The following is an 18,599-nucleotide window of genomic DNA, read 5'->3' on the forward strand; positions in this document are numbered from 1 at the left end:
CTTTTGTTATTTTAATAAGCTATTGCTACCTTCACGCCATCCGGGCTGTTCGGGAACTTCAATAACAAAGTTTTCGAGCCCTTGTCCCAGGCATATTCAATACCTTCCGTTACTTTCACAGGTTTCACAGGCAGTGATACCCGCATTACATTGTTCGTCAGTAAAGGCCCTGTCGCTGTAAATGAAAATTTTCTGCCTGCATTGTTGACCGCAGTTACCCGTGCCGCTGCACACAACACCGCAGGCTTGCCCAGGGGCTTTCTGTTTAAAGCGTACAAATAAGCCTGTTCTCCGGGCCGAATCACTTTTTGACTAAGTACTGGCAGGGAGGGATCAAAGAGGTCAATGACGGGCTCCTTAATCGTTAAAGCAGTCGTGTCTGCATGTTCATCCATCACCGCTGCAATGGTAAATGGTCCTCTTTCCAGGTAGAAACTATTTTTCATCTTCCAGTTCTTACCGCCACTGCGTACATAGGCCTCTTTGATCAGGTCAACAAAAGCCTGATCCTGCCCGGCTTCCATTACCTGTTCCTTCGGATCTTTTCTTACCACGTAAACAGTACCACGACCTACTGGATGCGCTATTCCGGTTGTAGCCTTAATTCCTAACTGCTTAAATAAGTCCTCTGATGCTGCCTTATAATGATTCCCCTTCGTATTCCACCATTCCTGTACTTCCTGAAAGGGATCATCATCTCTGCCTTCATATACCAACACTCCCCCTTTACGCACCCAGGCTGCCAGCTGCTCATGCACAGTTGCCGCAAATGGCTTCATGTCTGCATAGCTCATGATCAATACTCTGATGTCCTTCAGTGCATCCGCAAAACCCAGGTTCTCCATATGTATCGTCTGCACAGGAATGCCACGCTTCAGTAAAGGCAAGACCATGCCATACCAATTGGATAATTGCGGATCTTCATATCCCTTGTGTGTAGGGAAACGCTGGAACATAATACTGTTACCCAGCAGGATGCCAATGCCCTGTGTACCGGAAACCTTATTATCCGAAAGCGGCATATCGTTCAGTGAGTTCACCATCACCTGCATCTGCGTGGCATACGCCGGCGAAATAGGCTGGGCCTCATCAGATCCCTCCATCTTGAATTTACCCAGGTAAATCCTGTTGGGCCATGGCATCACCTCATACTTATCCACTTTCGGATAGAGCAACTTCGCCGTAAAGGTAGCCTGGTAATTCACTTTATAATCATCCCAGGACCGAACCCCATCTTCAATCGGATCTGTCAGAAAATATACCTGTTTTTTCGTAGGTGCGATCATGCTATACAAGGTGTTATATTCCAGGTAGGCATTCTCAAACACTCTTTCCTTTCGCACACCGTTGAAATAATTCGGTACCCTCGAAGTGCCCGTCCATACCTGTGCAATATATCCATCCATGCCTGGTAACTGTGCCAGGCTGGCTTCCGGACTCACAATATGCCAGGATGCATAGTTCAGTAATGAATGCGTAGGCACAAAGCAACGCACCTTCCCTTTGCTATAATCTTTTACATAGACAAATACCTCCTTCAGTGCATGAAAGAACATTTGATACTTCAGTTTTGAAGACAGGTAAGTAGCTTCCGCCGTAGAATCCTGTGGCATCCATTTAAACCCGTAGTAATCCTGCCATGCTTTCTTAAACGGCGCTTCATATCCACCAAAGGCCCAGAACTCCGGTTCTTCCAGGTAAACAGCAGTTACACCTTCATCAATTGCTTTCTTTACATGCGATTTGATGTAATTGATGTAGGTCTCCGTTGGCACAATATAAGGTACTTCCGGACCATGCCAGATGATGTTTCCACTCACATCTTTCTGCCCTTCTTCATAATGCGTTTTGCCATCAAAATTCCCCTTGAAATAATCCTGGTATTCCCCCCATGCAATACCCGTCATAAACTGAATTGTGTACCCTTTCTCTTTCCACGACTGTGCACGTGTATGAAAAGTGCTATCCATACCATACATAATAGCTACATCTGCCCGTACATCGTACTCCGGCCGCCATTTCTCTGCAATCTGGAAGGAGGTTTTTTCTTTTTGTCCAAAAGCCGGCATTGCCAATAATAGCAAAGCAGCGAGGAAGCTGTTCCTTGTATTCATTGTTCCTGATAATGAAAGTTGAGACCCTGTTAAATAAATTATACAGACAAAATAGAAATAAATAATAAAAAAAACGCCATTCTTTTACCAGCGGTAAAAGAATGGCGCACAAAATAAAACAACAACAGCTATGCGTTAGGGCACTTTTGTGAAACAGAGAAGCCCACCGCTTTCACACCATACCATGGGAATTGTGTACTACTGTTCAGGATCACCCTTGTCTGTGCTGAAATGCTCAACGCATATCCGCAGGTATCCATCACTTTCACATCCAGCGACCATGGTAAATTAGTATCACCATTATCCCCAATACTATTATAGTAGTGATTCAGCGGTGCCGGTAAAGCGCCATTGGTGTGAGAAGAGGGCTGCAGGCTAAAATCCCAGTTCGCAAAGTAAGGATGCGTAGCACGCAGCTCCCCATTGATCATGTGATTTGCATCTGTCTTGTCATAGCAATGGCAATCGCCACCCGTGATGACCAGGTCAATTGATTTACTTACATCCAGCGATGTATTCGCTGTAGGACTAATCGTCATTGGCTCATTGCAGATCACCACGGAGAAGGTGTCAGGATACACGATTGTCCCGTTAGCATCGTAATGCGAAAACCGGATGGTATAGTTACCATCGGCCAGGCCACCAGTGCTCCAGCCGGCGAGGTAATTGTATTCATTGTAAATACCCAATGCCGGATTAGCCTTGTAAATAAACCAGCCATCCGCAGGGTTCTGTGCATCAGCATATTCCAGGTTTGGATCCGGGTTGAAATCGATCATTGCAAAGCTTTCAGCAGTAGAAACAGGTGCATAAGTGCTGTCGTCCGCACCATATTTCTTATACTCGATCTTATATTTGATCTCACCATTGAAACCATTCCGGTTGATGATGCCATGGAAACTTACCCATCCGCCATAAGGACGGTTATTGTCCCGGGTAGGAGAGGAAGATGCATTTACAAGGAAGCTCACCGTATCGATCGCATCGCGGTCTACACCACCCACCAGCGTCAGCTCACCTTCTACATGTGCAGCCTGACTTGGACGGATTTGTACCACCGCATCTACCCTGTTGCCCCAGGTATTCAGTGCATTCGGATTCGTAGTAGACGGGAGAGAAGACCATGACAGTACCGCGCGTACCCTGATAATATTCGGGCTCGTGCAGCTCCTGATATGTTTGCTCAGGTTAATAGGCAGGTCTACATTGTAATATAGACCCTCTTCAGGAATGTTGCTGATATCGTGTACGGTTACACTGGATGTACCCAGGTATTGGGTAAAGGTGCCATTGTTATCCCAGTCAGCCCAGAAAGCGACGTGTTCCTGCGAACCTGCATGACACATGTCCCCGCTGAAACCGCTGTTCTTTTTGATCTTAATGACAGCTCCCAGTGTATCCTGTGCCGTATTCAAGCCTACACAGGTTACTTCTTCAAAGGTCACATCCGCCTGTCCTACAGGTTGCAGAATGAGCTTGGAGATTGCACTGATATCGACTTTGAGTTTTGAAATGTCTGCAAGGTTATAAGCCCCGACAGCTTTATAGAATTTGGTTCCATTACTGAGCTTTGCGGCTACGGTCGGGTAAAATGTACGGTGATCGGGTACCTGGGCACGCTGGTAGCTGGTATACAGTTGCTCTAAAGGTGGCACAGCGGCTACAGGTGGTAAATCAACTTTTGCCTGCAGGTCAATATTCGCCAGAAAGTCCGGTTTCTCCTTCACATTCAGGAGTGTGAAGATATCATTCCAGATAATGAACTTTTTGCGTGGCAGTTGAATATGCACATCCTTTACATTGCCATAAAATGGAATAGCATTCGGGTCAGCAGCAGGAATGCTGTTCCATGATAACACTGCTCTTACAGTTGGAATTACGGCCTGGTTGCATGAAAGGAAGCGGCGGTATTTCTCATCATTGATGTACAGGAAGGTCATGTACTTAAGCGGGTGCTGGGGGCCTGCAGGTGCTTCGGAGATATCAGCTACCTTGAAGCTGGTGTATCCCATATCCTGGAAACCACTTCCGTCTTTGAAGTCTACAAAAAAGCGTACATATTCTTTAGAACCGTTGCTACACAGGCCGCCGCTGTAGCCGCCGGATTGCTTGATGCTTACAATCGCCTCCAGCTTGCCTTTGGAAGGATTGTAGCCTACACAGGAAATCTCTTCCCAGGTAGTAATGCTGTTGGTGATAGCAGCCTTTGAAATGAACGACTGCAATAAGAAGGTCTGACGGGTAAAGAGTTGCTCCGCTGACAGACCGGGAATCTTCAGATTTTCCATGACGTTTTTTTTGGGGTGACTAAACTTATATCGTTGTGGTGATACAAAGTTAGAATGCCCCAAAAAATTCGCCTAGCGTATTAATACGTGATTTGAACAGGTACTTATGCCATATATTCCCAGGCGCTCTGGTAGGCATCTTTCCCTTCTGCATATGCAATGAAGTCCGCATAAAACGGCAGCTGGGAGAGCGTAGCACTATCACCAATCACCACCAGTTTCTTCCTGGCCCTGGTCATGGCTACATTCATACGCCTGATGTCTGAGAGGAAACCGATCTTGCTGTCACTATTACTTCTTGTCATACTGATATACACAATATCTCTTTCCTGGCCCTGGAAGCTATCGATTGTATTTACTGTGATCCTGTCTCCGAAAGGCTGTAGCTCCGGTGAATGCTGCAATTGTTCTTTCAACAGTTGGATCTGTTGTTTATAGGGAGAGATAATTGCAATACTGGGGAAATCCGCAGGTTTGTAATGAGTGTTCAATGTATCTACAAACTGAGAGAGGTGTTTAAAGAGGAACGCAGCTTCTTCCGGATTCGTTGTACTGGTACCCTCCGTCTGTTCATCAAATCCGCAGCCTGCTGTATCCACAAAAGATAGTGGACTGTCTGCAGAAAAAAGGAGATGTGAAGCGACAGAAGCATGTGCTTTCAGTTTATCCTGGTAGAAGATCGAAGAGGAATACCCCATAATGGTTGCATGCATCCGGTACTGTTCTTCCAGCAATACTACCGCTGCCGGATGTAATTCCGTACACTTCTCCAGCAATGTATGTGCAAGACCGTTACGCGCTGCTTCATCAGATTTAATAGTAGGGGAGAGCTGGCAATGATCACCCGCCAGTACTACCTTTTCTGCTTTCAGGATGGGAATCCAGCAGGCGGGTTCCAGTGCCTGCCCGGCTTCGTCTATCACTACAGTATGGTACTTCAGCTGCTTTACGGTATAGTGATTGGCACCTACTAAAGTGGCTGTGATCACCTGTGCCTTATTAATGAGATCTTCAGCAATATAGGACTCGGTGTTTTCCACAGCTTTCATAATATTACGGGCTTCATCAAAGAGGGCTTTGCGTTGTTCGCGTTCCGTCTTTCCAAAATTCCGCTTGTATTTATGTGCCATGTCCCTGAACTCGTTCGCCTGCTTGCGCAGCCGTTTCACCTCTTTCATGCTGTTATGTTCAGCCATTTTACTATCGAGGGTGAGGGACATGAGCTTTTCAGATACTCTTGCCGGGTTTCCCACGCGTAATACGTTCATCCCTTCATCGCTGAGTTTTTCGCTCAGCAGGTCTACCGCGGTATTGCTGGGGGCAACCACCAGGATCTGTTTACGATCCTGCGCATACAGGGCCTTAATGGCCTGGACCAGGGTAGTGGTTTTACCGGTACCGGGAGGGCCATGCACAATAGCCAGTTCATTGGCAGCCAGGATCCTGTTTACCGCCTCCTGCTGGGAGGCATTCAGCCTGGGATGTGTAAACCGGGGCAGCTCATTATTAAAGGTAGGTGCCTTTTGGCCTGTGAGAATTTGTACCAGTAGATTTTTTTCAGCCCCTGATGCCTGTTTTAAGGCATTTTGCATCTCTTCGTAGCTGTTGTCGTCAAATGACAGGTCAATGCCTAATTTGCCGTCATTTGCCCATTCGGGCAGCTCATCGGTGCGTAAGGTGATTTTCAGGCGGTTACCGCTCTGGTAAGAAACGGTACCTTCTATATTATCCTTTTTAGGATCGTGGTTGGAGAACAGCACGGCAGATACACCAAAGCGCAACTGATGTGATATGTCCTGGTGGGTGGTTCGCTCTACTTCAACGGTCAGGTAGTCGCCGCGGCTCATTTCCGTGCCCCTGATGGCTATAGGATACCAGGTAAGGCCGTTGGCACGGCGTTCGGCTACAGATGTCTTTTCTGTGAGTGATATATACGACTGGCGATCTTCTTCTCTTTCAATCTTCAGCAGATCCAGCAGCTTTTTAAAATAATCCATGGGCGCAAAGGTACGCCTTTCAGGGATTACATACCGCGCTCAGGCGACTCGATCACCGACAGAATATTGCCTGCGGGATCCTCAAACCAGGCGATCAATGGTCCGCCTCCCCTGAAAATACCTTTTTCATCCGTTTCGATTTCACCGCCGTATTGAATAAAGCGGATGCCTTTACTGCTCAGCTCATCTACAGCCTGATCAATATTGTCCACGGGGAAATTCAATACTGTATAGGAAGCAGGAGAATGGGTGGGCTTAGGGTAAACCAATATTTTCGAATCTTTGTTAATGTGTAGCTCCATTACACCCATAGGACCATCGGTCACTTCCATACCCAGTTTATCCTGGTAGAATGATTTCGCTTTCTTGATATCATTTACAGAAAATCCACTGAAGGCTTTGTTGGTGAGTATCATAACCATGGGGTTTTGTTGAACTGACAATTTAAGCATATTCCGCCACAGGACCATACAGCAGCCGCTGCAATAAATATCTGAAAATTTAATAAGTTTGTTGAAAACTAACCTACAGACCCGCATGGAAACAAATGTACTTGTACCCACTCTGGCAACCCATCTTGCGACCGCTATTCAATCGTTTGATTTTGAAGTCCCCCAAAGCCTTACAATCGAAGCTGTAAACGACACTGTTCATTTGCGGGAAATTGAGCTTGAAATTGTTTGTGACGTATTAGGCGAACAAGACCATGGCAATGATGTAAAAGTATATCATCTGGCCTTTATGATCCGCCTTAAGGGAGACAATATCATGTATGAAGAAATGGCCGCCATCGGCACCGACCCCGAAGAATCTATGTCTCAGGGTGCTTACACTTTCTTCAGGGGGTTCCTCACTGGTTTCTTCCAATGCCTGCTGGGTTACTACGAACCTGTCTATGAGCTCAAAAGCCCCACAGGCGATGAGTTTCATCTCAACTACAGTCATCTGCAGGCACAGGGCGCCTTTATGGATGATATGGAAGAACTCCAGGACAACACTTTCCCCGACATTCTCTATCCCGCTATCAAAGAAGTCTTTGAAAGAGAGATCACAGCACCCGATCATGATTACAAAGATTTCTACTGGATCAAAATTTATCTGAGCAGACAACCCAACGGTAAATTCATAGGTGAATGTCGCTTCGACAACAATATCTGGGATTATGCACTCAATGAACTCATTGAGTATGATTACAAACTATGGAAAGAAACAGACCGTTTCCTGGGCAAGAAACAATTCATTTTTATTCGCAGATGCCCTAAATAAATTGGTGAATTTCTTTTAAAACTGGTGTGGTTTGTGTGGTTTACGCAACAAAATTTAAGTATATGTGGTTGCGACCCAAACCAGCATTAAACCAGACTGATGTACATAAAGGACTCCGCATGGTAATAGCGGATGGTTTGGCGGCAGAAGCAATGACTACGCTCACAGGTGGTGCATTTCTAACAGCCATGGCTTTGCTGATGGGGGCTTCCAACCTGTTAATCGGCATCATCAGTGCCTTACCGGCCTTTACGAATATTTTCCAGCTGTTATCTATCTGGCTTGTACGGCGTTTCAATAATCGCAGGCTCATTTGTGTAGTCTGTTCATTATTTGCCCGTGTGAGTTTGTTGGTAATTGGAGCAAGCATTCTCCTGGCAGAGAGGTCCTTAACGACTATGATCGTCTTTCTCTTTTTTTATTATTTCTTTGGTTCCATAGCCGGCCCCAGCTGGAATGCCTGGATGAAGGACCTGGTACCCGAGGATTCACTGGGTACTTACTTTGCCAAAAGAACCAGTTACCTGCAAATGTTGAATGTAATCCTTAGCCTGGTATGCGCCGGATTAATTGATGTGATCCGCACCCGGCATGTGGAATTTGAACTGGATACCTATGCAATCATGTTTGTATCAGCTGGAATCTTTGGAATAATAGGAGCCGTTTTCCTGGCGCGGACACCGGAACAGCAATCTTATTTGTCAAGGGAGAATATGTTTAAGCTTTTCAGCCGGCCACTGAAGGATAGTAACTTTGTACATATGCTCATCTTTCATTCCTTCTGGGTATTTGCCTTGAATATTGCCACACCGTTCTTTACAGTGTATATGATGAAAGGTTTAGGCTTATCGATCTCTTATGTAATTGGATTGAGTGTGATCAGTCTGCTCTGCAATGTATTTTCTGTAAGAGTCTGGGGCTTCTTTTCTGACAGGTATAGCAATAAAACCATACTCGCCCTCGCTTGCCCATTATATGTAGCTTGTGTAATAGCCTGGTGTTTTGTGGGGATCTGGTCAGCACTGTGGCCTAATCTCATATTGTTGCTGGGTATTCACATCTTTACAGGATTGTCCTTGTCAGGAATCAATTTAGCACTGGTGAATATTGGTCTCAAACTGGCCCCGAAAGAGTATGCAATCGTATACCTGTCTACACAAAATATGGTCACTGCTGTGTTCTCTTCTATCTCTCCACTGGTAGGCGGCTTACTGGCAGATTACTTTACAAGCCGTACCTTGAAGATAGATGCCTTATGGACCGGACCTCATACCCGTAAACTCTTTCACCTGATCAATCTGAATGAATGGACGTTTTTATTTCTGATCAGTGCGGTGCTGTTGTTTGTAGCGGTAGAACTGTTGGTACAGGTCAGGGAAACTGGAGAAGTAGATAAGGAAATGGCGAAACGTGTCATGCGAAGCAGTATTAAAAACAATCTTCGGGATTACTTCCTGATAGGAAATATGATCACCTTGCATGAACAATTGTGGGGTATATTAAAGCGGATACAGCAAAAAAGGAACGCAAAAAAAACAGGCAGTGTCGTCTGATACTGCCTGTTTGCTGTTTGTTAAAATGCCACTGTTATTTAAGTGGTTTTTGCTGCGGTTGTAAAGTATTGTCTCTGTCGTTTCTGTTCGAGTCCGCAGTCTTTCTTTCATTTTTTTCACCTTCCTGCATTCTTCTGCGTCTCTGATCATCAAAGGCCTTTTGCCTGTTTTGTTGATCCTGGGAAGGATGTTGATCATTTGACTTTTTCATAAAATGAAGTTTTAGTGAATAGTAATGAAAGCACAAATACAAGGCCAGAATGCTTTCTGGCGGCTTCATCAGCGTTTATTTAAGGGGCTGGTCCGATGTGCGCATCGTATTGGACCCCGTTCTGTTATCATCATCAGTTCCCTTATTCTGGGAGCCGGTGTCTGCAGCATTAGTGATATCCTGTTTGCCGCCTTTCCTGCCCTCAGGGCCCCATTCAATATTTTCGGCCTCATCATCAGAAATATTATTTTCTTCCAGATCAGCTTCATCCAGGACTGGTGATCCATCATCTTCTTCATCGTCAGCTACAGAAGAATCATTTTCATCATCAGCTACAGAAGAATCATTGTCGCCTTCCTGTGTAGTTTTCCCTCTTTGATCATCAAAAGCCTGTTCATTTTTGTCTTCAACAGGGTTTTCCAATTGGTCTTTTTTGTTTTGCATAAAATAGAATTTTTAAAGGGTGAATGTTTTATAAACAATAGTGCAAACATGGTTCCATGCCCTAATTACCTTTTTTATAAAGCGTTTCTGTGAGTTATTTCCCCGCATACCGAAGTGAAAACAACTTCCTGCTGTGTAAATGGCATGGCCTTATTCTTGTTGCTAAAAAAGAAAACGAATGTTATGGCAAACAAGACAAAAATTACAAGCGATATACAGGATTCCAAGCGCGATCAGGAACGCATGAAACCAGAAACAACTATCGTAGATCTGCCTGAAGTGAGTGATATTCCCGGCCAGGAGAATGTAGAACCATTGCCTCCGGGCACAGGTCGTGTGCCGACAGCAGCCTCTGATGATGAAGAAGGATATGGTGTGCTCGACGACCTGAATGGCAGTCCACAGGATGCAATAGAAACAGACGATGAACAGCTGATCACTGATGAAAGCAGCAATGTATCCCGCCAGGAAAGACAGGATTTATACGAAAGTGCTAATGTGACTCCGGGCGATGAAGGCGCAAGAGATCTGAAACGTGCGCAGTTAAATAATGTAGATGATGAAGGTGAATTCCTGGAGGAGAAATCCAGCCATTTATCCGGCGAAGACCTGGATGTACCCGGTAGCGAATTGGATGACGACAATGAAAGCCAGGGTGCAGAAGATGAAGAAAATAATCCTTACAGCGTAGGTGGTGACCGTAATGAATTATAATATGAAGCATACATCTCTTGATAAAGAAAAAGTGCAGGTAGATTTCACATCAATGAATCTACCTGCTACTGTCCTCAATTTTCGTCCTGAGGTTTATACTGACGGCGATATGTTTTATTGCGTAATAGGGGCTGGTACAGAACAGGCTATATATGGAGAGGGCAATACAGTAGAAGCAGCCTTATTAAATTGGGAAAAAGCTTATCATGAACGCTCAGGAAAATAACTCCTGTTCGTCTGTATAATACGTTTTCCTGGAACCCACTTTATGCTTCCGGATAGCATATCCGCCAGGGCTTTCTTCTTTTTTCGCATGATGCACTTTCATAAAGTCTCTGTATTCACCGCTGATAAGATTTTTATCGTGTTTGAGAATCTGTTTAATGCCGTCCTTCAGTACTTTTTTAATACTGCTGGCGAGCACTTTTATTTGCGTGCCGGGAATCTTATTGGCCACAGAGAAGGGCGAAATACGTGCATGGTATAAGATCTCATCTGTGTAGGCGTTCCCGAGACCCCGGATCAGGTCCTGGTCCATCAACACCTCTTTAATGGCTTTTTTCGAGGAGGCGAAAGTCTCTTTCAGGAATTTGGTATTGACCTGTTTGGACATGGCATCAGGTACCTCACTCTCTTCAGGATTGAGCGTTACTGTCGCCTGCCCCTGGAAGTCAGTCATCGCCAGGCCACTGCCATCCGTGAATTGCAATGCGATAATCGTCCATTTGGGAAAATCCTTTCCCTCAAAGAGAGCAGGTTCTCCATGAAGCATCAGGTGCCAACCCAGTTTATTTTTATTGCTGAAAGCAAGTCGTAACTGTTTTCCTTCACGATAAATCTCCGTGAGTTTTTGTTTTTCAATCTGCTTCTTTAAAGCGGCGACTGTCGTTTTTAGTTTTTTGGGGTAGGGTACTTCCAGCTTCTTTACCACTTTCCCTTTGAGCATTTTCGTAAGGTTCATACTGAACACTTCGAGGTCTGGTATTTCAGGCATAACAATGAAGATTTATTCACGCTTAAAATTAATATATCATGAGCAGCTTATCAAATACAACTACTGATCACGAAACGATCAGGCAATGGGTAGAGGAACGAAAGGGCAAACCTGCACAGGTAGAAGGCACCGGCAACAAGAAGGAACCGGGCGTTCTGCGAATCGATTTCCCGGGAAATGATTCCGGGCGGCTACAGGAAATCTCCTGGGAACAATTCTTTGAAAAGTTTGATGAAGAAAGTCTCGCGTTTCTTTACCAGGAGAAAACAGCAGACGGCGAAGTTAGTTATTTCAACAAGTTAATCAGCAGAGAAAACGAAAGTAAATGAATAAAAGGGAGGCAGGTCCTCCCTTTTTAATTACTGCCCCGGCGAAGAATTTCAGGCGATCTGTACATTTGCTTTACTTGTTCCCATGGTTCCTATAAATGGGGAACATCTTTCTCATCCGCCCGCAAACCCCCGCCCACTGCGAGACACTTTCACCGGAATAAACGCTTGTTCCCCGTACGTTTCCTTATTCATTGAGTACTATTGGTTTACTTCTTGTTATTATTAGTGAAAGGCACTATTACTATCCGACGAACATTCCACCTGTATGCTTGGCTCTGATCCATCAATGACGCGCGACAAATATTCACTCACTATAAAATCAAATTTCTGTTTGTATGATGACCCGGGTTGGAAATGAAACCAGATTGAAAATCTTTACATGGCATATTCACGGAAGCTATTTGTATTATCTATCACAAGGGAACTATGATATATATATCCCGGTAAATGATGAGCGAACACCCGGTTATTATGGTCGTGGGAGGACATTTCCTTTTGGAAGTAATGTAATAGAAATTCCTGCTGATATGGTGAAGAGTTATGACTTTGATGTCATCATGTATCAGTCAGTAAAGAATTATCTCGTAGACCAATACGAGATTCTGACACCTACACAGCGCAGGCTTCCCAGAGTATATCTGGAGCACAATACGCCGCTCAAAAGCCCTTTTGGCACCCGCCATACGGTAAATGACCGTCGTATTTGCCTGGTACATGTCACCCACTATAATCGACTGATGTGGGATAATAACCGTACGCCTGTTACAGTAATAGAACATGGTGTCACAGATTCAAATATTCCTTATACAGGAGAACTGGACAAAGGTGTAACCATCATCAATCACCTGCCTCAAAGAGGTCGTGCACTGGGCTGGGATGTATTCCAGCAGGTAACCAGGCAGGTGCCTGTGGATCTTGCAGGCATGGGCAATGAGGCTGTGGGCGGAGCTGAGGTACTACACCCGCAGCTGCCTGCATTCAGAGGGAAATACCGTTACTTTTTCCATCCGGTACGCCATACCAGTTTAGGATTGGCCGTATGCGAAGCCATGATGCAGGGATTGCCTGTAATTGGCCTGGCTACCACTGAACTGGTGACCGTGATTGAAAATGGCGTGAATGGCTGGATTCACACTGATATCGACTTCCTGATTGATAAAATGAAACTGCTGATGAATGATCCCGAACTGGCTGCTCAAATGGGTAAAGCTGCAAGGGAAACCGCTCTCAGACGCTTTAACATAGACCGCTTCACAGCGGATTGGGAAAACCTTTTCAATGCTGTCTGTGCCAATGTACCAGGACAGCCTTTCAATGCAGATACCTGCAATGCGAATGTAAGCGGAAAAGAAAAAATCATGTAGAATATGAAAAAGAGGATTGCATTTATTAGTGAACACGCTTCTCCCCTGGTCACCCCGGGGAGCGTGGATGCCGGCGGGCAGAATGTGTATGTAGGAGAACTGGCAAAACAATTATCCCGTATGGGATATGCAGTAGATGTATTTACACGCCGCGAGAACCCTGATCTGCCCGCTGTCACAATGTGGATGGAGGAGGTAAGGGTTATCCAGATAGATGCAGGCCCGGCAAAGGTGGTCGCCAAAGAAGAACTATTACCTTATATGGCGGCATTCAGAGAAGAAATGATCAGTTTCATGGAAGAGGAGCAAACAGCTTATCATCTTGTACATGCAAATTTCTTTATGTCTGCACTTGTGGCCATGGAGCTGAAACAATTGCTGGGCATTCCTTTCGTGGTCACCTTTCACGCCCTGGGACATGTACGTAAAATCTACCAGGGCGATAAGGACCGCTTCCCGCCTGAACGTACCGACATTGAAACTGAAGTGATCTTACAAGCCAACCAGATCATTGCTGAATGTCCACAGGATAAGGAAGACCTCATTAATTATTATAAGGCACCCGTCCATAAGATTACCATCATTCCTTGCGGCGTTAACCTGGATGAGGTGTATGCTGTAGATAAAGAAAAAGCAAGAGAGATTTTAAAACTGCCTAAAAATGAAAAGATCATTTTACAACTGGGCAGAATGGTGCCACGAAAAGGTGTGGATAACGTGATCAGGGCAATGGCACAGTTGAAGATGCCGGATGTAAAACTCATCATAGTAGGCAGCAATGTACCTGCTTCGTCAGGAGACGTAGATTATGAACTGGAAAGACTGCGTACCCTGGCCAATGAACTGAAGGTAGGGGCACAGGTCATCTTTGCCGGCCAGCGAAGCCGCCATGAATTGAAACACTATTATTCTGCTGCAGACCTGTTTATTACCACTCCCTGGTATGAACCCTTTGGTATTACACCGCTGGAGTCTATGGCATGTGGCACACCGGTGATAGGCAGTGATGTAGGTGGCATTAAATACAGTGTGGCAGATGGAAGAACCGGTTTACTGGTGCCGCCTGAAGATCCTGTATCATTGGCAGCGGCTATCTTTAAACTGCTGCAGGATGATAGCCTGCGTCAGGAAATGGGGAGCAATGCAATCAAACGGATCCATGCATTGTTTACATGGGAATGTGTGGCCCGCAAAATGAAATACCTGTACCAGCAGGTTATCAACGAAGCTTACTATGAGAAAAGCCATATTTATTGATAAAGATGGTACGCTGATAAAAGATGTTCCTTACAATGTAGATCCTGGGTTGATAGTACTGGAACCATATGCCGGAAAGGCCATGCAGCTTTTCCAGGAGCAGGGTTACATGCTGGTAGTTATTACAAATCAGTCAGGCATTGCAAGGGGATACTTCAGAGAAGAGCAATTAGAGGGCGTTCAACAAAAGATCAATGCATTGTTAGGTGAATACAAGGTACTACTCGATGGATTTTTCTATTGCCCGCATCATCCTGAGGGAACCATTTTTCCATATGCCATCAACTGTAATTGCCGCAAACCAAATCCTGGTATGCTGCTGACAGCTGCTGAGCAATTGGGCATTGATTTAAAACAATCATGGATGATCGGCGACATCCTCCATGATGTAGAAGCCGGCAATCAGGCTGGGTGTCGCTCATTACTGATCAATAACGGGCATGAAACGGAGTGGAAAATTAATCCTCAACGCCAGCCTGTATACGTTGCCAGTGATCTGCTCGATGCCGCACAATTTATTACTAAAGTTAATCAACATGACCCAACAATTTCATTCACTGGTAAATAATCTGCATCAGCCTTCTGTTCTGGTAATTGGTGACCTGATACTGGATACCTACCTTCGGGGAGCCAGTACAAGATTAACCCCGGAAGCACCGGTACCGGTTGTTAATATTACCTCCCACACCTGTGTGCCTGGTGGCGCAGCCAACACAGCAATCAATTTAAGATACCTGGGAGCAGCGGTTACATTTGCAGCCATAGTAGGTGAGGATACTGCCGGGAAAGAGGCGCAGGCTTTACTCTCCAAAGAAGGAATTCATACTTACCTGATTAATTGCAATAGCCGGAATACAATCGTAAAGACCAGGGTGATAGCAGGCAGCCAGTTGCTTACCAGGTATGACGAAGGTACTGAGATACCTGTGCCTGATGGTTGTGAAGAAAAGCTGATTGCTTTCCTGGAGGATACCTTTGACCACTACGATGCCATCGTGATCGCTGATTACAATAAAGGAGTGGTCACTCCCGGTATTATTACTGCACTGGAAAGGCTGAATGCTGAGAGAAAGAAATTTATTGCTGTAGATGCAAAGCGACTGGACCTGTACAGGCAATTACGGCCTTCACTGGTGAAACCGAATTACCACGAGATCATGCAGCTCCTCCAATTGCCTGAGAAATCGTCTTACCGTGCTGCACAACTGCGGGATATGGGAGGCGCTATCAGCCGTCTTACCGGGGCAGAAGTAGTGGCATTGACACTGGATGCAGAAGGTGCGCTGATTTTTAATAAGGGTGAAATAGTCTGTCATACACCTGCTTACCCGGTTTCACAATTGAACGTATCCGGTGCTGGTGATACCTATATCAGTGCCTTCACAATGTCCTGCCTGTCAGGCATGGAGCTATGCGATGCTGCGGAAATGGCTGCCGCCGCCGCAGCTATTGTGATCAACAAGGATGATACAGCATACTGCGCCAGAGGTGAGCTGATAGCCTTCTTCTCCATGCACAATAAATACCTGGATAGTACTGCACAGCTCAAAGAAGTATGTGCCGTATACAAGGCGCAGGGCAAGCGTATCGTATTTACCAATGGTTGTTTCGATATCCTGCATAGTGGTCATGTGAGTTACCTGACCCGTGCCCGGGAATTAGGAGATATCCTCATCGTGGGTATCAATAACGATGAAAGCATCAAACGCCTAAAGGGGAGCACAAGACCCATCAATCAACTCCAGGATAGAATGGAAGTGTTAGGCGGGCTGGGTGCTGTGAATCATATTATCGCTTTTGGTAAACCAGGTGATGATACCCCGATAGAACTGATCAGGACCATTGCTCCTGATGTGTTTACCAAAGGTGGAGATTATACCCGTGAAGGATTGCCTGAAGCTGAAGTGGTAGAAGAACTCGGTGGCGTGGTGACCATACTCCCGGTTGTTCCTGACAGATCTACAACCTCATTGATTCGACGGATCCATACATCCCCGGTATTAAAAGTGGCACAAGGATGAAAGAAAATACGACTCCACACCGGCAATGGGCCGGTTGTAAACGCATATTGGTAGTAAGACCTGATAACATGGGTGATCTGCTCATGAGCGCACCTGCCATCAGGGCACTGAAACAGACATTTGACTGTGAGATCACCGTATTGACTTCCTCAAGAGGCGCACTGATAGCAGATAGTATTCCTGAAATAGATGATACCATTGTCTTTGATGCCCCCTGGGTAAAGACAACATCTACTGACGATTATAATGAAATCATCACGTTGCTGAGAAATGAAGAATTTGATGGTGCCGTGATATTCACCGTCTATAGTCAGAATCCCTTACCTTCCGCCATGATGGTATACCAGGCAGGAATCCCTTTGCGTCTCGCTTATTGCAGGGAGAATCCTTACGGTTTGCTCACACATTGGGAGCCTGATAAGGAGCCTTATGATTACATTCGTCACCAGGTAAGGCGTGACCTGGACCTGGTGAGCAGTATCGGTGCCTTTACAGCTGATGAACAATTAAAACTGGAAGTTGATGAATCTTTATGGCCGGTGATCCGGACAAAAATGTCAGCCGCCGGATTGGACCTGGAAAAGCCATGGATCATTTTGCATCCGGATGTATCCGAGGAAAAGCGATTGTACCCGGTAGCGGAATGGGTGGCGGCGGTCGAGAAATTGTCAGCTACGCTGAACTGTCAGTTTTTGCTCACAGGCTTACAGCCGAATGAAGCACTCATACAGGCATTGGAAAGCTACCCGGTTTATTCACTGACAGGACAACTGGATATCTACGAACTTATTACACTGGTCAGTCATGCAAGACTGGTTATTGCTGTCAATACCGGCATTATTCATATTGCAGCGGCCACCGATACCTCCGTACTGGTGATTTATGCACTTACCAATCCACAGCATACACCATGGAATGTGCACAGCAAGGTATTGTATTTTGATATACCGGAAAAACTGAGGAGCAGAAACGAAGTGGTTCGATATGCTTATCACATCTCCGCACAAAAGATGCTGCCCCCAGCTACACCGGAATCTATTGCAATATCGGCCGCCGCGCTGTTTGAGCAAGCAGATGTTCACTCCAGTTCTGTACGCGGTCATAATGCTGCTCTCTTGTCCAATCAATAGTATAATGCAATTGTTTGTTCAATGGTCCCCAGCGATCAGGTTCCCCATCCATACTGATGACAATACTTGGTGTCTGCAATGCAGCCGCAATGTGTGAAACACCTGTACAGTTTGAAAATAGGGCACGGGCATGTTTTATCATGACAGCCAGACTGCCCAATGTTGTAATTCCCGCCGCATTGATGGCTGTATACTGCATCTGTGAGGCTACCTCCATAGTGAGCGGAATTTCTTCCTTTGTACCGGTCAATACAATCTGCCAGCCTAAAGAAGCAAAGTGATCTGCTAGCGAAGCAAATAATTCAGTAGGCCATTGCCGCCAACTTCCCCTTGATCCGGGGTGAATACAAATGTATTCTCCCGGTGTCAGGGGCAATTGCAATTGCTCAAACTCATCTTTGTCCTGCGGGGTAATCGGAAACTCCAGCTCCTTACCCTGGGAGGGAATTCCCAAATGATTCATCAATAACAAATGTCTTTCAATTTCGTTGACATGGTCCGGGTATTCCAGGAATAATGCCGGATCAGGGCAATAATCTTCCCTGCGCCAGTAACCAGCTGTATAGCGGCCATTGAACAGGGTGAGCATAGGATTTACAATAGACCCGTTTCCCTGCATTTGCAATACCAGGTCAAACTGCTCCTGTTGCATAGCCTTTAGAAACGCAGGGAAACCCTTTAAATCAGGTTCCTGCTCCGGTAAGCCTGGATATCCCGGGAACTCAATAAAGGCATCAAAATAGCCTGGAAACCTTGTTAATAAGGATTCCTCCCAGGGTAATCCCAGCAATGTAATATGTGCATCAGGGTAAACGGTGCGCAAAGCACGGATAGCCGGAATGGCGCAAAGCATATCACCCAGCTGTAATGCCCGGAAGATGGCAATTTTCTGAAGGTTACCTGCAAAGTTCATA

The 18,599-nt window shown here is 45.6% G+C and carries 18 protein-coding genes; 10 read left to right on the forward strand and 8 right to left on the reverse strand.

The genetic code is table 11. The features are described from left to right. Nucleotides 1-11: 11 nt before the first annotated feature. The 4 genes from DXN04_RS04330 to DXN04_RS04345 form a co-directional block, all read right to left on the reverse strand. Nucleotides 12-2,114, reverse strand: a complete 2,103-nt coding sequence (locus tag DXN04_RS04330; protein WP_116852056.1) for a hypothetical protein — start codon at nt 2,112-2,114, stop codon at nt 12-14. A 128-nt stretch (nt 2,115-2,242) separates the two neighbouring features. Continuing rightward, a complete protein-coding gene (locus tag DXN04_RS04335; protein WP_116852057.1) occupies nt 2,243-4,402 on the reverse strand; it encodes a hypothetical protein in 2,160 nt (719 codons plus the stop codon). A gap of 104 nt (nt 4,403-4,506) precedes the next feature. Beyond that, nucleotides 4,507-6,399 (reverse strand): AAA domain-containing protein, encoded by a 1,893-nt coding sequence (locus DXN04_RS04340; RefSeq protein ID WP_116852058.1) that lies wholly within the window; start codon nt 6,397-6,399, stop codon nt 4,507-4,509. A 26-nt stretch (nt 6,400-6,425) separates the two neighbouring features. Beyond that, nucleotides 6,426-6,815, reverse strand: coding sequence for a VOC family protein (locus DXN04_RS04345; protein WP_116852059.1), 390 nt, complete (start codon nt 6,813-6,815; stop codon nt 6,426-6,428). Between the two features lie 121 nt (nt 6,816-6,936). On the opposite strand from DXN04_RS04345, the gene DXN04_RS04350 reads away from it, so the two are divergent. Continuing rightward, complete coding sequence (locus DXN04_RS04350) at nt 6,937-7,665, forward strand: DUF6348 family protein (protein WP_116852060.1); 729 nt, start codon at nt 6,937-6,939, stop codon at nt 7,663-7,665. A 62-nt stretch (nt 7,666-7,727) separates the two neighbouring features. Beyond that, a complete protein-coding gene (locus tag DXN04_RS04355) occupies nt 7,728-9,218 on the forward strand; it encodes an MFS transporter (RefSeq protein ID WP_116852061.1) in 1,491 nt (496 codons plus the stop codon). Nucleotides 9,219-9,252: 34 nt separating this feature from the next. Here DXN04_RS04355 and DXN04_RS34715 read toward each other — a convergent pair whose 3' ends face one another. Continuing rightward, nucleotides 9,253-9,429 carry a hypothetical protein gene (locus tag DXN04_RS34715; RefSeq protein WP_158568841.1) on the reverse strand — a complete coding sequence of 59 codons (177 nt, stop codon included), beginning with the start codon at nt 9,427-9,429 and terminating at the stop codon, nt 9,253-9,255. Between the two features lie 75 nt (nt 9,430-9,504). Further along, complete coding sequence (locus DXN04_RS34500; RefSeq protein ID WP_147319831.1) at nt 9,505-9,873, reverse strand: hypothetical protein; 369 nt, start codon at nt 9,871-9,873, stop codon at nt 9,505-9,507. Nucleotides 9,874-10,056: 183 nt separating this feature from the next. Between DXN04_RS34500 and DXN04_RS04365 the strand changes: the two genes are divergently transcribed. Then, entirely contained in the window at nt 10,057-10,587 is a 531-nt protein-coding gene (locus DXN04_RS04365; protein ID WP_116852062.1) for a hypothetical protein, read from the forward strand. A 1-nt stretch (nt 10,588) separates the two neighbouring features. Further along, on the forward strand, nt 10,589-10,813 hold the full coding sequence (locus DXN04_RS04370; RefSeq protein WP_147319832.1) for a hypothetical protein: 225 nt from the start codon (nt 10,589-10,591) through the stop codon (nt 10,811-10,813). Here DXN04_RS04370 and DXN04_RS04375 read toward each other — a convergent pair. Next, nucleotides 10,802-11,581: a DNA-formamidopyrimidine glycosylase family protein gene (locus DXN04_RS04375; RefSeq protein ID WP_116852064.1), complete on the reverse strand. Its 780-nt coding sequence runs from the start codon at nt 11,579-11,581 to the stop codon at nt 10,802-10,804. The genes DXN04_RS04370 and DXN04_RS04375 overlap by 12 nt on opposite strands. A gap of 38 nt (nt 11,582-11,619) precedes the next feature. On the opposite strand from DXN04_RS04375, the gene DXN04_RS04380 reads away from it, so the two are divergent. The 6 genes from DXN04_RS04380 (at nt 11,620) to DXN04_RS04405 (ending at nt 17,685) form a co-directional block, all read left to right on the forward strand. Then, nucleotides 11,620-11,910: a hypothetical protein gene (locus DXN04_RS04380; RefSeq protein ID WP_116852065.1), complete on the forward strand. Its 291-nt coding sequence runs from the start codon at nt 11,620-11,622 to the stop codon at nt 11,908-11,910. A 338-nt stretch (nt 11,911-12,248) separates the two neighbouring features. Continuing rightward, nucleotides 12,249-13,277 carry a glycosyltransferase gene (locus DXN04_RS04385; RefSeq protein ID WP_233525514.1) on the forward strand — a complete coding sequence of 343 codons (1,029 nt, stop codon included), beginning with the start codon at nt 12,249-12,251 and terminating at the stop codon, nt 13,275-13,277. A 3-nt stretch (nt 13,278-13,280) separates the two neighbouring features. Further along, nucleotides 13,281-14,534 (forward strand): glycosyltransferase family 4 protein, encoded by a 1,254-nt coding sequence (locus DXN04_RS04390; RefSeq protein ID WP_116852067.1) that lies wholly within the window; start codon nt 13,281-13,283, stop codon nt 14,532-14,534. Then, complete coding sequence (locus DXN04_RS04395) at nt 14,512-15,102, forward strand: D-glycero-alpha-D-manno-heptose-1,7-bisphosphate 7-phosphatase (protein WP_116852068.1); 591 nt, start codon at nt 14,512-14,514, stop codon at nt 15,100-15,102. Before DXN04_RS04390 ends, DXN04_RS04395 begins: the two co-directional genes overlap by 23 nt. Beyond that, a complete protein-coding gene (rfaE2, locus tag DXN04_RS04400) occupies nt 15,071-16,555 on the forward strand; it encodes a D-glycero-beta-D-manno-heptose 1-phosphate adenylyltransferase (RefSeq protein ID WP_158568842.1) in 1,485 nt (494 codons plus the stop codon). Before DXN04_RS04395 ends, rfaE2 begins: the two co-directional genes overlap by 32 nt. Then, the gene (locus DXN04_RS04405) at nt 16,552-17,685 is read left to right on the forward strand and encodes a glycosyltransferase family 9 protein (RefSeq protein ID WP_116852070.1); all 1,134 of its coding nucleotides are present in this window, start codon (nt 16,552-16,554) and stop codon (nt 17,683-17,685) included. Before rfaE2 ends, DXN04_RS04405 begins: the two co-directional genes overlap by 4 nt. On the opposite strand, the gene DXN04_RS04410 is transcribed toward DXN04_RS04405, so the two are convergent. Continuing rightward, nucleotides 17,591-18,598 carry a glycosyltransferase family 9 protein gene (locus tag DXN04_RS04410; protein WP_116852430.1) on the reverse strand — a complete coding sequence of 336 codons (1,008 nt, stop codon included), beginning with the start codon at nt 18,596-18,598 and terminating at the stop codon, nt 17,591-17,593. The genes DXN04_RS04405 and DXN04_RS04410 overlap by 95 nt on opposite strands. Between the last annotated feature and the right edge of the window lies 1 nt (nt 18,599).

The sequence above is a fragment of the Chitinophaga silvisoli genome (assembly GCF_003412465.1).
GTDB classification, from domain to species: Bacteria; Bacteroidota; Bacteroidia; order Chitinophagales; family Chitinophagaceae; genus Chitinophaga; species Chitinophaga silvisoli.

Coding starts and splice junctions, on each gene's coding strand:
- DXN04_RS04330 (WP_116852056.1), bottom strand. CDS start 2,114: ATGAATACAAGGAACAGCTTCCTCGCTGCTTTGCTATTATTGGCAATG.
- DXN04_RS04335 (WP_116852057.1), bottom strand. CDS start 4,402: ATGGAAAATCTGAAGATTCCCGGTCTGTCAGCGGAGCAACTCTTTACC.
- DXN04_RS04340 (WP_116852058.1), bottom strand. CDS start 6,399: ATGGATTATTTTAAAAAGCTGCTGGATCTGCTGAAGATTGAAAGAGAA.
- DXN04_RS04345 (WP_116852059.1), bottom strand. CDS start 6,815: ATGATACTCACCAACAAAGCCTTCAGTGGATTTTCTGTAAATGATATC.
- DXN04_RS04350 (WP_116852060.1), top strand. CDS start 6,937: ATGGAAACAAATGTACTTGTACCCACTCTGGCAACCCATCTTGCGACC.
- DXN04_RS04355 (WP_116852061.1), top strand. CDS start 7,728: ATGTGGTTGCGACCCAAACCAGCATTAAACCAGACTGATGTACATAAA.
- DXN04_RS34715 (WP_158568841.1), bottom strand. CDS start 9,429: ATGAAAAAGTCAAATGATCAACATCCTTCCCAGGATCAACAAAACAGG.
- DXN04_RS34500 (WP_147319831.1), bottom strand. CDS start 9,873: ATGCAAAACAAAAAAGACCAATTGGAAAACCCTGTTGAAGACAAAAAT.
- DXN04_RS04365 (WP_116852062.1), top strand. CDS start 10,057: ATGGCAAACAAGACAAAAATTACAAGCGATATACAGGATTCCAAGCGC.
- DXN04_RS04370 (WP_147319832.1), top strand. CDS start 10,589: ATGAAGCATACATCTCTTGATAAAGAAAAAGTGCAGGTAGATTTCACA.
- DXN04_RS04375 (WP_116852064.1), bottom strand. CDS start 11,581: ATGCCTGAAATACCAGACCTCGAAGTGTTCAGTATGAACCTTACGAAA.
- DXN04_RS04380 (WP_116852065.1), top strand. CDS start 11,620: ATGAGCAGCTTATCAAATACAACTACTGATCACGAAACGATCAGGCAA.
- DXN04_RS04385 (WP_233525514.1), top strand. CDS start 12,249: ATGATGACCCGGGTTGGAAATGAAACCAGATTGAAAATCTTTACATGG.
- DXN04_RS04390 (WP_116852067.1), top strand. CDS start 13,281: ATGAAAAAGAGGATTGCATTTATTAGTGAACACGCTTCTCCCCTGGTC.
- DXN04_RS04395 (WP_116852068.1), top strand. CDS start 14,512: ATGAGAAAAGCCATATTTATTGATAAAGATGGTACGCTGATAAAAGAT.
- rfaE2 (WP_158568842.1), top strand. CDS start 15,071: ATGACCCAACAATTTCATTCACTGGTAAATAATCTGCATCAGCCTTCT.
- DXN04_RS04405 (WP_116852070.1), top strand. CDS start 16,552: ATGAAAGAAAATACGACTCCACACCGGCAATGGGCCGGTTGTAAACGC.
- DXN04_RS04410 (WP_116852430.1), bottom strand. CDS start 18,598: ATGAACTTTGCAGGTAACCTTCAGAAAATTGCCATCTTCCGGGCATTA.